Raw genomic sequence first — 14,205 nt, forward strand, 5'->3', positions numbered from 1 at the left:
CAATGGACCCACGGTGAAGCAGTGGTGCTCACCAACGACGAGACCGCGGCCTGGCCGCTCTCCAAAACACGGGGTGGTGTTGAACATGGTGGTGACGATTCGCGACGTTGCACAGATTGCCGGAGTATCGATCTCTACCGTCTCCCGGGCGCTCGCCTCGCCCGATAAGGTCTCCGCGGTCACCCGCGTGCTGGTCGAAGACACCGCCCGCACCATGGGCTACCGGGCCAACCGGGCTGCCCGGGGCCTGGTCACCGGCCGAACCACGAGCATCGGCCTGGTCGTTCCCGACCTGGAGAACCCGTTCTTCGGCTCCATCTGCAAGGGGGTACAGGCCCGAGCGCGGTCCGCCGGGTACTCCGTGTTCATCGCGGACACCGACGAAGACCCCTCGCTCGAAGACGAGGCCGTGCGCAACCTCACCAAGCAGGTCGACGGGGTCATCATCTGCTCGGCCCGCAGCACCGACGCGGCCCTGCAGCAGGCGGCGGGGGACGGCCCCCTGGTGCTGGTGAACCGGGCGCTGCCGGGCGTGCCCTCCATCACCTTCGACAACGGGGGGGGTGCCCGGGTCGTGATGCGGCACCTGATCGCCCTCGGGCACCGACGCATCGCCTACGTCGCCGGCCCGGTCACCTCGTGGTCGAACCGGGAGCGCACCCTGGCGCTGCAGGCCTTCGCCGCCGAATCCGACCACGTCGACCTGATCGAGCTGGGCAACTTCCCGCCCGTCTTCTCCGGCGGAATGCAGGCGGCCGACCTCGCGGTGGCCAGCGGCGCCACCGCGATCGTGGCGTTCAACGACCTCGTCGCCGTGGGCGTCATCGAACGTCTGCGCCAGCGCGGGCTGCAGGTGCCCGCCGACCTGAGCGTCACCGGATTCGACAACGTTCCGGTGTCGACCCTGGTCTGGCCCAACCTCACGACGGTCGATTTTCCCCGCATCCAGATGGGGCGGGCCAGCGTGGATGCCCTGCTCGACACCGTGCTGCACCGAACGAGCATCCGGCCGGCGATCACGCAGATTCCCGTCGAACTGGTCGTCCGGCAATCCACGGCGCCACCGCCTCAGCGCGCCTGAACGCCGCTCACCCACTTTCACACTTTCACCGCAGCCTCACCACACCCAAACACTTCCAAACGCTGACGTTTGGGGAACACAGAAGGAATGAAAACGATATGCGAGTTTCGAAACGTACATATCTCACGGCCGCTTTTGCCGTGGCCGCCCTGGCACTCACCGGTTGCACGGCACCGAACTCGGGGGCGACTCCGGCCACTCCGGTCGCCAACGCGTCCGACGTGCCCGACAAACCGTCGGCGCCGGTCACCCTCAATATTCTCGACGTCGCCGGCAACCAGAAGCTGACCGGCCCGATGGTCGACGCCTTTGTCGCCGCCAACCCCGACATCATCTCCGCCGTCACCTGGGAGAGCGCGGGAGCGCCCGACCTGGTCGGCTCCATCAAGCCGCAGGTCGACAGCGGCAGCCTGTCCATCGACCTCGTGATGACCGGAACCGACGGCCTTGCCGCCGGCATCGGCCAGAACCTTTGGGTTCCCATCGTCACCGACTACGCCGACCGCCTCAGCAACCAGGCCGACTACATCGAGCCGGCCGCCAACATGCAGGAGCTCGCCGAAGGCTTCGGCGTCGTGACCACCTACTACCCGTCGGGGCCGCTGCTGCAGTACGACCCCGCCGTCGTGACGGATGTCCCCGGCACCCCCGAAGAGCTTCTCGCCTGGTCGCAGGCGAACCCCGGCAAATTCGGATACGCCCGCCCGGCCAACTCCGGCCCCGGCCGCACCTTCCTCCAAGGCCTTCCCTACATCCTCGGCGATGACGACCCGACCGACCCGGTCAACGGCTGGGATAAGACCTGGGCCTACCTCGGCGAACTGGGCCAGGACATCACCAACTACCCCACCGGCACCGGCCAGGTCGTCACGAACATGGCCGACGGAACCTGGTCGATGATTCCGACCACCACCGGCTGGGACATCGAGCCCCGTGCCACGGCCAAGATGCCCGCCACCATCGAAGCGGCTCCGTTTGACGACTTCACCTGGGTGACGGATGCCCACTACGCCGTCGTTCCCGTCGGCCAGACCGCCGACAAGATGAGCGCCATCCTCCTGCTGCTGCAGGACATCCTGACCCCGGAGACCAACGCCATGGCCTACGACACCGGCTACTTCTACCCCGGCCCGGCCATCGAGGGCGCCACCCTCGACCTCGCCCCGCAGTCCAGCCAGGACGTCATCGCCGAGTACGGCCGCGACTGGTACGACGCTCTGATCGAGGAAATGCCCAAGGCTACCCCGCTCGCGCCCGACGCACTCGTGCAGGCATTCGACATCTGGGACCGCGAAATCGGTACCGGCAAATTTGAGGTGAAATAGCCGATGGCTCCGTCGACTAACACATTCGAGACCCTCGAGCTGAAGAATGTCGGACGCAGTTTCGGCGGCCACGATGCGTTGGTCGACCTGAACCTGACGGTTCGGGCCGGCGAATTCATCGCCCTGCTCGGACCGTCAGGCTGCGGTAAATCCACCGCCCTCAACTGCCTCGCCGGCCTGCTGCCTCTCACCCACGGTGAGATCCTCATCGACGGCAAACGCGTGGACATCCTCCCCTCGGAGAAGCGCGACTTCGGCATGGTCTTTCAGAACTACGCCTTATTTCCGCACCTCTCGGTGGAGAAGAACATCGCCTTTGGCCTGCAGATGCGCAACCTGCCCAAGGCCGAGATCACCCGGCGCGTGGCCGACGGCCTCGCCCTCGTGAAGCTGCAGGAACAGGCCAAGAAGCTTCCCGGCCAGCTTTCCGGCGGCCAGCAGCAGCGGGTCGCCATCGCCCGCGCCGTGGTGCTCGAGCCCCGACTGGTGCTCATGGACGAGCCGCTCTCCAACCTCGACGCCAAGCTGCGCCTGGAGATGCGCACCGAGATCCGTCGCCTGCACCAGTCCCTCGGCCTCACCACCATTTACGTCACGCACGACCAGGAAGAAGCCCTTTCGCTGGCCGACCGGCTGGTCGTGCTGCGTGAGGGCCGGGTGCAGCAGATCGGCACCCCCGAAGAGCTGCACAACAACCCCACCAACTGGCACGTGGCCGACTTCATGGGCTACCGCAACATCGTCGACCTCACCGTCGACTCCGTGACCGGGTCGCTCGCCCGCGTCTCCGGCCACGGCATCTCGATCATGGCGACCGTCGCGCAGACCGCCGCCGTCGGCGACACCGTGCGGGTGGCGATCCGCCCTTCCGACCTCGTGGTGCTGGCCCCCGGCGAGTCGCCGCAGGGTCGCGAGACCATCGAGGCCACAGTCAACGTGGTCGAATACCAGGGCCGCGAATTCGCGGTGGAAGTCACCACGACGGCCGGCCAGAATCTATTCGTGCACGCCTACAGCGCGCTGCTGCCGGGTTCGACCGTGCAGCTGTCCGTCGACCCCTCCCGGGCCCTGGTCTACCGCACGAGCCTCGACCAGGTCGACGACTCCCGACGCCAACTTGCGGGGGTGCCGGCGTGACATCCGCTACCAACACCGCGAGCCGCGCGCACGGCTCGGCCAGCCTCAAACACCGGCTCGCCGAACGCGGCATCGACACCAAGCTGCTGCTGCTGGTGCCGGCGATCGTGTTCGCACTGCTGCTCTTCGTGTACCCGTTCGCCTACGGCATCGGGCTCACGTTCCAGCCGCTCGCGGCCACGCAAGACCAGTGGGGCGGCGGGTTCCTCTCGAACTATGTCGCCTTCTTCCGCGACGCGTTCATCTTCGACTCGGTCTGGCTGACCCTCAAGCTGGCCCTGCCGGCGGCACTGTTCAATGTGCTGGTCTCGATCCCCATCGCCTTCAAGCTGCGCAACAAATTCCGCGGCAAGCGGCTGCTGCAGACCCTGCTGGTCTTGCCGATCACCCTCGGTACCGTGCTCACCGCGCAGGGACTGCTGATCTTCGCCGGACGTCAGGGCTGGCTCAACCGCTTCCTGATGGAAAACGGCATCATCGATCAGCCGCTGGCGCTGGTGAACAACTACATCGGCGTGATGCTGTCGCTGATCATCTCCGGCTTCCCGTTCGCCTACCTGCTGATCTCCTCGTACCTGTCGGGCATCGACCCGTCGCTCGAAGCAGCGGCGAAGACGCTCGGCGCCAACTGGAAGCAGCGTTTTCGCCGTGTCACCCTGCCGCTGCTCGCCCCGGGCCTGGCCACGACGTTCATCCTGACCTTCGTACTCGCCTTCAGCGTGTTTCCGTCGGCGCGCCTCGTCGGTGACGCCTCGGGCGACACCCGGGTGCTGGCGCTGATGGCCTACCGTGCGTTCTCGGAGCAGCTGGACTACAGCATGGCCTCGACCATCGCCATCATGATGGGGGTGGTGGAACTGATCGTGATCGCGTTCGTGTTCCTGGGCCGCTCCTTCCTCTATAAGGGTTCAACGGGAGGCAAGGGCTGATGTCCAACTCACTGCGCACACGCACGGCCCCACCCACCGAGGTGGTCAATATCGTCAAGAACCGCAACAAGGGCAAACTGCCCCCGGGCGAGAAAGCACTCATCGCCTCGCCGGGCACCTGGTTCGTCTGGTTCGGCATCGCCGCATTCTTCATCCTTCTATTCGGCATCGTGCTCAGCGTGCTCGTCGACTCGCTCGGCAAGCCGTGGTTTAACACCTGGCTGCCCGAGAACTTCACCCTCGGCTGGTACCAGGAGAGCTGGGAACGCTTCAACCTGACGCACATCATCGGCGTCACCCTGCTCGTGGCCGTCTCAGTCATCGTCATCTCGGTCGTGATCGGGGTGCCGGCCTCCTACGTGCTGGCCCGCAGCAACTTCCCCGGCAAGAAGCTCGTCATGCTGCTCTTCCTGCTGCCGATCCTCATTCCGCCGATCACCTTCGGTATTCCGCTGGCGACGGTCATGTACAACATGGGACTCGGGCGCACGGTGCTCGCCGTGATCCTGGTGAACCTCGTGCCGTCGGTGCCGTTCGTGATCATCACCATGACGCCGTTCATCGAGCAGATCAACCCGGCCATCGAGAACGCCGCCAAGATGTGCGGCGCCAACATGTACCGGGTCTTCACCAAGGTGCTCGCCCCGCTGCTGATCCCGGGCATCCTGGCCGCCAGCATCCTCGTGCTGGTACGCACCGTGGGAATGTTCGACCTCACCTTTCTGGTCTCCGGGCCCACCTCCGACACCCTCGTGGTGGCCATCTACCGGGCCATGACCAGCGCCGGCGGCGGCGAATCGCGCCAGCTCATCTCGTCGATGGGCGTGATCTACACCGCGCTGATGTTGCTCATTCTCATCATCGCGCTGCGCTTCATCAACCCCACTCAGCTGGTTGCGCAGGTGAAGGACTCGCGGGAGGACTGACCGTCCGATACGTTGCCCGACACGCACCCAATCTGCTGGTTCTACCATTTAGGAACACAATCATGACCGCATCCTTGCCGCCTGTATCCGCGCGGCTCTCTTTAGACACGCTCGCCGGGCTATCCGCCACGCCCGGTTTGGCTCTGCCACGGCTCGACCCGGCGTCGGTGTCAATCGGTATCGTGCACTTTGGAATTGGTGCGTTCCACCGTGCACACCAAGCCGTTTTCACCGAGGATGCGATGGCGCTTTCAGGCGAATCCGGGTGGGGAATTCTCGGGGTCACGGGGCGTACGGAGGCCGTGGCCCAGCAGCTGCAGCCACAGGACTGTCTCTACGGCGTGCTCGAAAAGGGAGTGGACGATACTCAACTGCGCATAGTCAGTGCGGTGCGCGACGTCGCCTGGCCGGGCAGGGACTCCGAAAAGATCATCGACATAGTGGCGCGGCCCAGCACGCATATCGCTACGTTGACGATCACCGAGAAAGGCTATTTGCGAGGGCCAGACGGCGACCTTGACTTAGCCCTGCCCGTGGTGCAGCAGGATCTCGGCTTGCTTGAGCGTGAACTCGGCGGGGAGACGGGCCTACCGGCCTCGACTTCACCTCTCGGGCTGTTGGTGCGGGGACTGGCTCGTCGGTTTCGGCAGGGCGGAAAGCCCTTCACAGTGCTTCCCTGCGACAACCTCGTTGACAACGGCACGATCACTCATCGGCTGGTCACCTCGCTGGTCGCGGCCGTGGGCGACGACCATTCGAGGGAGAGGGACGAGTTGCTGGCTTGGCTCGCGGCATCAGTCACCTTTCCTTCGACGATGGTGGACCGCATTGCTCCCGCGACGACGGAAGCTGACCGGCAGCTTGAGGGAAATCTGCTTGGCCTGCGCGATGAGGCGCTCGTGGTGGCCGAGCCGTTCAAGCAATGGGTTATTGAGGACCGCTTTGCCGGCCCCCGGCCGCGCTGGGAGGCTGCCGGGGCGATCCTCACGGCGGATGTCGCGCCGTACGAACGGGCCAAGCTGCGCATATTGAACGCGACCCACTCGATGCTGGCCTACCTCGGGGCGTTGTGTGGCCATGCCACCATCGCCCAGGCAATGACGGATCCAGTGCTGATCGACCTCGCCCGGCGAATCATCGACGAGGACATTCTGCCGACATTGGCCACGCCAGACGGCATGGATCTCTCAATATATCGGGACAGTGTGCTCGAGCGTTTCGGGAACCCGAACCTACCGCATACCACCCGCCAGGTGGCCATGGACGGCTCACTAAAGCTGCCCAATCGCATTTTGGGCACGGTGCAGGACCGCCTGCAGCAAGGCCAGACGCCCGCCGGCCTCGCCCTCACGGTCGCCGCGTGGATCACCTATATCGCATCTACGATCGGCGAAGGTGGCGCCGTGCTCGACGACCCGCTTGCCGACCTGCTCCAGGCCGCTGTCGGTCACGCCTCTACAGTGCATACCGACCCGAACGGCGTGGTGGATCGGGTGCTGGCCCTGGGGCAAATATTCCCGCCTGCGGTGCAAGCTTCGGCCGAGTTTCGACAGGCTGTCGTGGATGAGCTGGCCACGGTGCAGACTATCGTGCGCGCATCCTTCGCCCACGTATGAACGGCTGTCTCGTCGGGAACCGGACACGAGCTGGTTCAAATCGTGTCAGCCCGGCCTATAGGACCGTTCGCGAAACGGTCTGGGCGGACGAAGAAATCACTCACGAAGCGGCTCAGCACCGAGGACTTATTTCGCGGCCTTGGGTGCCACTGTACGGATGGGCATCATCGGGAATGGTCGGCGTCGAACTCGACGTCGACGAAGCAGACAAATACCCCTACGCCACGGTTTACCTCCTTACAACCGCCTCGCCGATGGAACGGTGCACGACTGGTGAATGAGGCCGTCAGCAGCGTTGCAGCTCCACCCATGAGCACGGCTGCCGAGCAGATCGTTGTGATGGGCGTGTCGGGGTCGGGAAAGAGCACCATCGGCGCCCTGCTCGCCGACGCGCTCGCCGTGCCATTTCTGGACGCTGACGGTCTGCACCCGCAGGCCAACATCGTCAAGATGGCCAGCGGTGTGCCGCTAACGGATGCTGACCGCTGGCCGTGGCTCGCGCTGGTCGGCCGGGCCATGTCTGACGCCGGTGCAGCGGGAACCGGCCTGGTCATCGCCTGCTCTGCGCTCAAGCGCGTCTACCGCGACGCGATCGTTGCGGCAGCCCCCAACGTGCGGTTCGTGCACCTGACCGGCACCTTCGACGTGCTCGGTAACCGGCTCAAGGGTCGTAGCGAACACTTCATGCCGCCGGCCCTGCTCCGGTCACAGCTGGCGACCCTGGAAGAATTGCAGGCCGACGAACCGGGATTTGCCGTGGACATCGACCAGCCGGCGTTGAACGCGGTCACGGAATCCGTGGCCAGGTTGGGCGCGCCCGAGCTGCCGGCATCCGTTCTGATCGGTGTGGGTGCGGGCGGCCTGCCCGTCGTTCGGGTGAACGGTCGGGCCGGCGCGGCGGAGGTGTATTTGCAGGGTGCGCACGTGACGAGCTGGTCGCCCGCTGGGGCGTCCTCAGCGCTCTGGATGAGCGACTTCAGCGAATTCGCTCCAGGAAAGCCCCTTCGCGGTGGCGTGCCGATCTGCTTCCCCTGGTTCGGTCCACATGACACGGATGCGAACGCCCCGGCACACGGGTTCGCCCGCCTCGTCGCGTGGCGTTTAGTGCAGGCGCGTGAGGTCGGCGACGATATTGAGCTGGTCTTCGGGCTGACCGACAACGACCTTCGGTCCACCTGGTCGTACCGGTTTGAGACGCTCTACACGGTAACAGTCGGCGCTCAACTTGGCCTCGCCCTTCAGGTGCGCAACCTCGATGTCGTGTCGATGACATTTGCCGAGGCGTTTCACACCTATCTGACCGTGCCCGACATTCACGCCGTGACGGTCTCGGGATTCGAAGATCTCGGCTTCATCGACCGGTTGGCCGAGCCGCCGGCGCTGGACGCCGAAGGACACCCGGTGACGGTAGCGGCCGAGACGGACCGGATTTACCTCGGCACCAACGCTGAGGCGCGCATTGCCGATGGAACCGGGCGCACAGTGTCCATCTCGACCGAGGGCTCGCAGAGCCGAGTGATCTGGAACCCGTGGAGCGCCAAGGCGGCAGCCATGCCCGACTTCGGCGCCGAGGAATGGACCGGCATGGTGTGCGTCGAAACCGCCAATGTGATGAGCGATCAGGTCACTCTGGCGCCGGGGGAGACCCACACCATGAGTGCGGTGATAGCGCAGACTTTTTAGCCGATGCGGCTGACGTACTTGCCCCGGTAGCGGCTCGTGTCGACGCCATAGGTCGACAACTCGCGGCGGCGAACAGCGTCCTACCGGTGGAGGCGGATCCGAATCGTCGGCTCTGGCAGGCCGCGGCCACTCTTCGCGAACATCGCGGAGACGGTCACGTGATGGCGCTGGTCGAGGGAGGGATCGCGGGCATCAGCACAATCGTGTTGCGAAGCGCGGTGGACCTCGATGCGATAAGTGTGCGGAAGTCGCGTGGCTGGACCGAGGAAGAGTGGGCGGTCGAAGTTGAAAACTCGTTGCTCGCGGGTTACTGACCGGCCAGGGTGCGATCAGCGAGAAGGGCAGGGCGGCAGTGGATCGAGCCGAGCACATGACCAATCGGTTGGCCGTCGGGCCGTGGCGAGGATTGAACGACGATGAGATCGCAGGTATCGCCCGCACGCTCGCGCCCATCGCGAGAGCGTGCCCAACAGTTTTCCCGTTTCCGAACCCGATCGGGATGCCCCGCCCCTGGGACCCGGATCTGGACCCGACCGCGTCCTTCATCCCAAAGTCGCCGCGCGCGAGCTGAATGAGGTTCTGACGGCTAGAGCGCGCTGGACTCGGATCGGTTTCCCCACGCTGAACGTTCCGACTCCTAAGCCGCGTATCTCGATAACGAAATGGGTTCCAAAGTTGAAGTCGTCGGCGTCGCAGCGTGCCGAGGCCTGTTCGTAAAGGTTCGGTCGGTCTCCGATTCTCATCGTGAATACGTTGCGCCGTCCGCCTTCCTTGAGCGTGGAAGAACACCGAGTCGGTTTGTCAACCAGAAGGGACAGGAGCACAGAAGGCAGCCTCAGCCTCGCGCCGATGGGGTGTCGGTGCCAGAACGGCGGCACGACGGATGCCGGCAGTCCGTAGGTGCGCCGCAGCCAGTTCACCCAGCGGTTGAGTTCGATCCATTCGGCCTCGGCGTCGTCAGCGCTGAGGAGGTTCCAGTTGATCGGATGCGGCGGCTCCGCAGTGAGTGGCCCGTCGAGATCGTCCAACGAGCTCGCTCCGAAAGCGTCGTCGTGATCTCCGGATGCCCACTCGACGAGTGACCCTGCCATCGCTGCTTCACCACCCCGAGCTGGTGTGAGCAGCTTCCGTCTCGCTGACGATTGCCGTCTGCGTTGTCGCAGCGTCTTGTTCGCTGCCCGGAGCCGAGCGATTGGTTCTAGTGACCTGGTAGTTAGTGCGCGCGAGGTCGTGGCCGATCTTCTTGGCGACGAACTCTTCGCGTTGGATGGTTTCACCGTCGCGCTCGACCTGGAAGGTGCGCACATACCCTTCGGCGACAAAGCTGTCACCTTTGGCGAGTCGGTTGAGAGCCCGTTCGGCGGTGGCGCGGTAGGCGACGAGGTCGTGGAACGTCGGTTCGAGCGAGGTGAAGCTGCCGCTGTATTCGTGACGGAAGTGGGGCTGGCCGACGCGCACGTAGAAGCGGGTGTCGCCGTTCTCTGTGACCGACTGCTGAGGGTCGGAAGCGATGAAACCGGACAGCGATTGCTGGGTGTGAAATGCCATGAGACTTGACCCACTGTGATGTGGGACGGACCATCGTGGTCCGCGCTCACTAGGAGGTGCGCAGCCTGCTCCATCCGGCAGAGCTGCCGGATTGGTGAATGTCGTCAACTGTCCGAGGTTTCGAGCGGATGTTTCAGGTCAACGCCGCTGGCAGCATCCGCTCTCGAGGGCACAGGAGCCGCGCGCCAGCGACGGAGGTCGTCAATCCGACTCTTTGACAGGTTCCGACTCCGGCACGTTCCGAGCCGGCGCCCGCATCAGCCCCTCGACTTCCTCCCGGTTCGCGCGCAACTCCTTGGCATCCGAGCGGGCGGTCCACATCTGCAGGCTTGCGATGATTGGCGGGGCCGCGCGGAGCATGATCAGGCCGGCACCGAAGGGCAGGGTGCGGATGGTGTCGGGCGGCATGATCGGCACACGGCGGATGGACCGCTGCGATGACCGTGACCCGCGATCGCCAACGGTCGTCGAGTCCGTGGTTTCGTCGCGGTCGCCGATCAGGGTCGAGAGATCATGCAGGTCCCGAGAGTTGGATCCACCGCCGAGCACGATCTTGACGATCGAGGAATCCCAGATGGTGCCGGCAGCGTTGTCGCTCCACTTCGTGCGTGCCTGAGCGAGCGACTGCAGCACGGGCATGGTCGTGATGCCGGTGCCGCCGCCCTCCGCCATGAGCGTGGGAAGCGAGGGGAGTGGCGCTAGGTTGCCGATCTCATCGAGCGCCAGCAGAAGGGGCGGATCGAGTCGCGCACCCGCGCTTCGGGCGGCGATGCGGCGAGCGGTCTCGACGAGGTCCTCGACGAAAGCCGAGACCAGCGCCGCCGAGTTGTTCGAGCCGGCACCGGTGGCCAGTAGATAGAGGGTGCCGTTGCTGCGCAGGAACCCTTCGGGATCGAATTCCTCCCCCTCTGGCGGGGAGACGGAATTCAATACGCGAGGGTCAGCCAGGGCGCCCAGCGACAGGGAGACGCCTTGCCAGATGGAGTCGCGCGTGCGGGGGCCGGCCTCGAGCGTGGCCCGCAACGCGTCGCCCCAACCTGTGGCCGCCGCGGGAGAGCTCAGCTAAATGGACACCGCGTCGTGGGCGGCGGCCGGGTCGAGGGTCCAGCGGAAGAGTTCGGCCGGCGGGGAGTGGTCGAGCGCGGCCGCGTGGAGCATCGACTGCAGGGCCGTGCGGGTCTTGGCTTCCCAGAATCCGCCGCCGTCGACGCCCCCTGCGGCCAGTCCGGTGCCTGCGGCGAGCCCTGCGGCGCGAATCATCGCCGTGAGCGGATCCTCACACCCACGAATGGGCGACCACCGCAGGCGCTTGCGGCAGCGCAGTGGCTCGCAAAAGAAGGTCACACCTTCGATGCACTGTTACCGGCTGTCGCCGCGGGACGCCCATCTGCGGGCATCCGTCTCTGAAATGTTTTGAGGGGATTCTAGCTCGGTCGGCCGAAAGCCCGCGCGGAAATCGCTGGACGAGATCGCGAAAACGTGCCGCTGGTCTGCGAGCCGTCGTTAGTCGCCAAACGGTTCAGGAGTTAGGTCAAACTCTTGGATCGGGTTCGCTTCGGCCAGCCCCGCCCTTCATGCAGTGCAAACCGAAGGTACCGGCAGTCAGATAGAAGTGCCTATTTGTTCGAATAGCAGTTGCCCTATCGTGGCGACAGCTTGCGCAGAGCACTGGCCTTGTGGGCGGCTTCCGCATCCGTCTTCTCGGACTTCACAATATATTTAGGGTCATCTTTCGAAGCGTGAAACGTTGTGCCCGCGAAGTCAAAGTCGCTCGTTTTCTTGTCGACGACTTCCCCCTGAGTTCGCCCCTGAGACGTCGCCCAACTCACTCGATCACCTGTGCTGAAATTTTTCATGCTCGCAGCCTACGGACGGCTGTGTCCAGGTACTAGTGGGAAGTCAACTATCAGCTCGCCGCCAGTTCGGCCGATGCGCGCAAATCGAATGTTCATAGGGCCAAGAATGCTCCTTGTGACCGAGCCCTTTCGTAAAAGTTCGGATCACGCCACGAAGCCAACACACGCCCTTGTCGAGGTGAAGCTTCACCACGATGATTGAGTTATGGCAGCTAAAGCGAACGATGTCGATGCGATCTGGGACGACTGGAAAAACGCGGTCACGATGACCGCCAGTGAGATCTCGTCGTGGCTCGACACTGACGAATCCAAAGAGGTCGGACAGAAAGACGATGGTAGCGGGGAATCCATCGGCCATCGGTCCGGACGCAGGATCGTCACGATTCTTGGAACGAAGAAGGGCGATCTGACCGCGTCCGATATCGAACACATGCATAAGGTTGTCGGCTACGTCAAACGACATTCGGCACAGAAACCGGATTCCGATGTCGAGCACTCGCGCTGGCGCTACTCGTTGATGAACTGGGGAAATGATCCGATGAAGAAGGTTTAGCGTTGCGCTACCGCGGGCGAACACACCGGTACAGGCAGCCGAATGCGCGAGAGCGCTGGCGCTGTGACCGGACCGCTGATCACGCACGCCCGGCTTCGCAAACTGTCGTTCACCGGATCGACCCCGGTGGGCACCAACCTGTTGAAAAGTGCGGCGGATCAGGTGCTGCGGGTGTCTATGGAGATGGCAGCTGTTGCGTTGTTACTTGGCTCATTCGGGCAGACGAGCCGCCACACAGACAGGTTACGGCTCGTCTATGCACTCGTGTGCGCACGACGAGCGGAGGCAGACCGGAGCGCGCGGACTCCTAGATGCTGCGGTGGTCCCGGACAGCCAGTTCGAGGTCCTCCAGACCGGGCGCGAGGGCGGCATCCACTGCCATCGGGTCAGTGCGGTTGAGGTCTTGCATGGCACGGCGGCCTTCCGGCGCGGTGTTGATTTCATGCTCGCCGGCCTGCAACGCCGTAATCAGATCGGTGATGACGTCGGCCAGACTGCGGCGTCCCCAGCCGAGTTCGGTGCCGGCATTCTGCGACCTCATCATGTCAGTGTCGGTCGCGCCGGGGTACACGGTCGCGACGTGCACACCCGTTCCGGTCAATTCCCGGCGAAGCGACTCGCCGAATTGGGCCAAGCCTGACTTTGTTGCAGCATAGATCGAATAGAACGGCATTCCAACGAGTGCTATCCCGCTGGAGACGTTTAGGAGGATACTTCCGCGTTGCTGACCGCTTTCGCGAAGTGCAGGGAGCAGTGCTTTTGTCAACAGGATCGGGGCGGTGAGGTTCAGATCAATCATCGAGTGAACATCCGCATCGCTGGTGAGCTCGAGCCGACCCGCGCGCACATTGCCGGCATTATTGACGAGGAGGTCAACGGTATTCCAGGAAGCGACGGTGTGGGCGATCCGCTCAACGGCACCTGGCTTGGTCAGGTCTTCAACCAGGATCTCGGTCGTTCCGCCTGCGGCGGCGACGAGTCGACCGGTTTCAGTGAGCGTGGCCAGTTGGCGGCCGACAAGCAGCAGGTGGCCACCGCGTCGACCAAATTCGAGGGCGATTGCTCGCCCGATGCCTTGACCCGCCCCCGTGATAATTCCGCGTCGATCCGTGAGATCGAGATTGTTTATGTCCATGTTTGATCTTCTTTCAGTTGAGGCCGGCGTCGGTTTCTCCAGCGGGCTCTGACGCCCGCCGATCCTGACGCGTCTTAAGGAGAACCATGATCGACAGGAGGAATTCCCGGCTGGGCATCCGCTGAGTGCCACCGCGGGTCTGGAAAGTGGCTGTCATTTGGTCCTTTGTATTGGCGAAACGGCCGCCACGGCGGTCAGTATCTCTTCTGCGCAACATTGTGCGGGTGTGGGAGTGTCGCCGTTGCCGATTATTGCCTGCGAGGACCGCAGGGCGGTGCGCGAGCATCCGCTTTTGGAACGCATTTTCGGCTCTCCTGACTCTTCCGTGGGTTAATTCCGGCCTGGAAGCACAGGTTTATGACCGCCGAGGCTGAGCATGGCGAGGGCGATGAGGGCGTCGGGTGATTTGAAGCCGA

The 14,205-nt window shown here is 64.2% G+C and carries 13 protein-coding genes and 3 pseudogenes; 10 read left to right on the forward strand and 6 right to left on the reverse strand.

The window, feature by feature from the left end:
* The first annotated feature begins 85 nt into the window (after positions 1 to 85).
* From E3O06_RS17045 to E3O06_RS18500, 8 genes and pseudogenes are all read left to right on the forward strand, one after another.
* The gene (locus E3O06_RS17045) at positions 86 to 1,081 is read left to right on the forward strand and encodes a LacI family DNA-binding transcriptional regulator (RefSeq protein ID WP_134504677.1); all 996 of its coding nucleotides are present in this window, start codon (positions 86 to 88) and stop codon (positions 1,079 to 1,081) included.
* 98 nt (positions 1,082 to 1,179) lie between these two features.
* Entirely contained in the window at positions 1,180 to 2,406 is a 1,227-nt protein-coding gene (locus tag E3O06_RS17050; protein ID WP_134504679.1) for an extracellular solute-binding protein, read from the forward strand.
* A gap of 3 nt (positions 2,407 to 2,409) precedes the next feature.
* A complete protein-coding gene (locus E3O06_RS17055) occupies positions 2,410 to 3,543 on the forward strand; it encodes an ABC transporter ATP-binding protein (RefSeq protein ID WP_134504681.1) in 1,134 nt (377 codons plus the stop codon).
* On the forward strand, positions 3,540 to 4,472 hold the full coding sequence (locus E3O06_RS17060; protein WP_134504683.1) for an ABC transporter permease: 933 nt from the start codon (positions 3,540 to 3,542) through the stop codon (positions 4,470 to 4,472). Before E3O06_RS17055 ends, E3O06_RS17060 begins: the two co-directional genes overlap by 4 nt.
* Positions 4,472 to 5,398 (forward strand): ABC transporter permease, encoded by a 927-nt coding sequence (locus tag E3O06_RS17065; RefSeq protein WP_134504685.1) that lies wholly within the window; start codon positions 4,472 to 4,474, stop codon positions 5,396 to 5,398. The genes E3O06_RS17060 and E3O06_RS17065 overlap by 1 nt, the downstream gene beginning before the upstream one ends.
* 62 nt (positions 5,399 to 5,460) lie before the next feature.
* On the forward strand, positions 5,461 to 7,014 hold the full coding sequence (locus E3O06_RS17070; RefSeq protein ID WP_134504687.1) for a mannitol dehydrogenase family protein: 1,554 nt from the start codon (positions 5,461 to 5,463) through the stop codon (positions 7,012 to 7,014).
* Positions 7,015 to 7,323: 309 nt separating this feature from the next.
* Positions 7,324 to 8,697 carry a gluconokinase, GntK/IdnK-type gene (locus tag E3O06_RS17660; RefSeq protein WP_166788244.1) on the forward strand — a complete coding sequence of 458 codons (1,374 nt, stop codon included), beginning with the start codon at positions 7,324 to 7,326 and terminating at the stop codon, positions 8,695 to 8,697.
* Positions 8,589 to 9,268: pseudogene (locus tag E3O06_RS18500) on the forward strand (SCO6745 family protein). The gene E3O06_RS17660 and the pseudogene E3O06_RS18500 overlap by 109 nt, the downstream one beginning before the upstream one ends.
* Here the strand turns inward: E3O06_RS18500 and E3O06_RS18140 are convergent.
* From E3O06_RS18140 to E3O06_RS17095, 4 genes and pseudogenes are all read right to left on the reverse strand, one after another.
* Positions 9,240 to 9,725: a hypothetical protein gene (locus E3O06_RS18140; protein WP_241980362.1), complete on the reverse strand. Its 486-nt coding sequence runs from the start codon at positions 9,723 to 9,725 to the stop codon at positions 9,240 to 9,242. The pseudogene E3O06_RS18500 and the gene E3O06_RS18140 sit on opposite strands and share 29 nt — an antisense overlap.
* A 70-nt stretch (positions 9,726 to 9,795) precedes the next feature.
* Positions 9,796 to 10,245, reverse strand: a complete 450-nt coding sequence (locus tag E3O06_RS17085) for a single-stranded DNA-binding protein (RefSeq protein ID WP_134504689.1) — start codon at positions 10,243 to 10,245, stop codon at positions 9,796 to 9,798.
* Between the two features lie 201 nt (positions 10,246 to 10,446).
* Positions 10,447 to 11,550: pseudogene (locus E3O06_RS17090) on the reverse strand (type IV secretory system conjugative DNA transfer family protein); the annotation flags it as partial.
* A gap of 335 nt (positions 11,551 to 11,885) precedes the next feature.
* Positions 11,886 to 12,101, reverse strand: a complete 216-nt coding sequence (locus E3O06_RS17095; RefSeq protein WP_134504691.1) for a hypervirulence associated TUDOR domain-containing protein — start codon at positions 12,099 to 12,101, stop codon at positions 11,886 to 11,888.
* 205 nt (positions 12,102 to 12,306) lie between these two features.
* Between E3O06_RS17095 and E3O06_RS17100 the strand changes: the two genes are divergently transcribed.
* Positions 12,307 to 12,654, forward strand: coding sequence for a DUF3140 domain-containing protein (locus E3O06_RS17100; protein ID WP_134504693.1), 348 nt, complete (start codon positions 12,307 to 12,309; stop codon positions 12,652 to 12,654).
* A 51-nt stretch (positions 12,655 to 12,705) separates the two neighbouring features.
* A pseudogene (locus E3O06_RS18145) lies at positions 12,706 to 12,861 on the forward strand (aldehyde dehydrogenase family protein); the annotation flags it as partial.
* A 100-nt stretch (positions 12,862 to 12,961) separates the two neighbouring features.
* Here the strand turns inward: E3O06_RS18145 and E3O06_RS17110 are convergent.
* Both E3O06_RS17110 and E3O06_RS18150 read right to left on the reverse strand, forming a co-directional pair.
* The gene (locus E3O06_RS17110) at positions 12,962 to 13,789 is read right to left on the reverse strand and encodes an SDR family NAD(P)-dependent oxidoreductase (protein ID WP_241980369.1); all 828 of its coding nucleotides are present in this window, start codon (positions 13,787 to 13,789) and stop codon (positions 12,962 to 12,964) included.
* A gap of 13 nt (positions 13,790 to 13,802) precedes the next feature.
* Positions 13,803 to 13,946, reverse strand: a complete 144-nt coding sequence (locus tag E3O06_RS18150; RefSeq protein WP_241980370.1) for a hypothetical protein — start codon at positions 13,944 to 13,946, stop codon at positions 13,803 to 13,805.
* Positions 13,947 to 14,205: the final 259 nt, after the last annotated feature.

This window comes from Cryobacterium glaciale (genome assembly GCF_004402535.1).
Classification (GTDB): domain Bacteria; phylum Actinomycetota; class Actinomycetes; order Actinomycetales; family Microbacteriaceae; genus Cryobacterium; species Cryobacterium glaciale.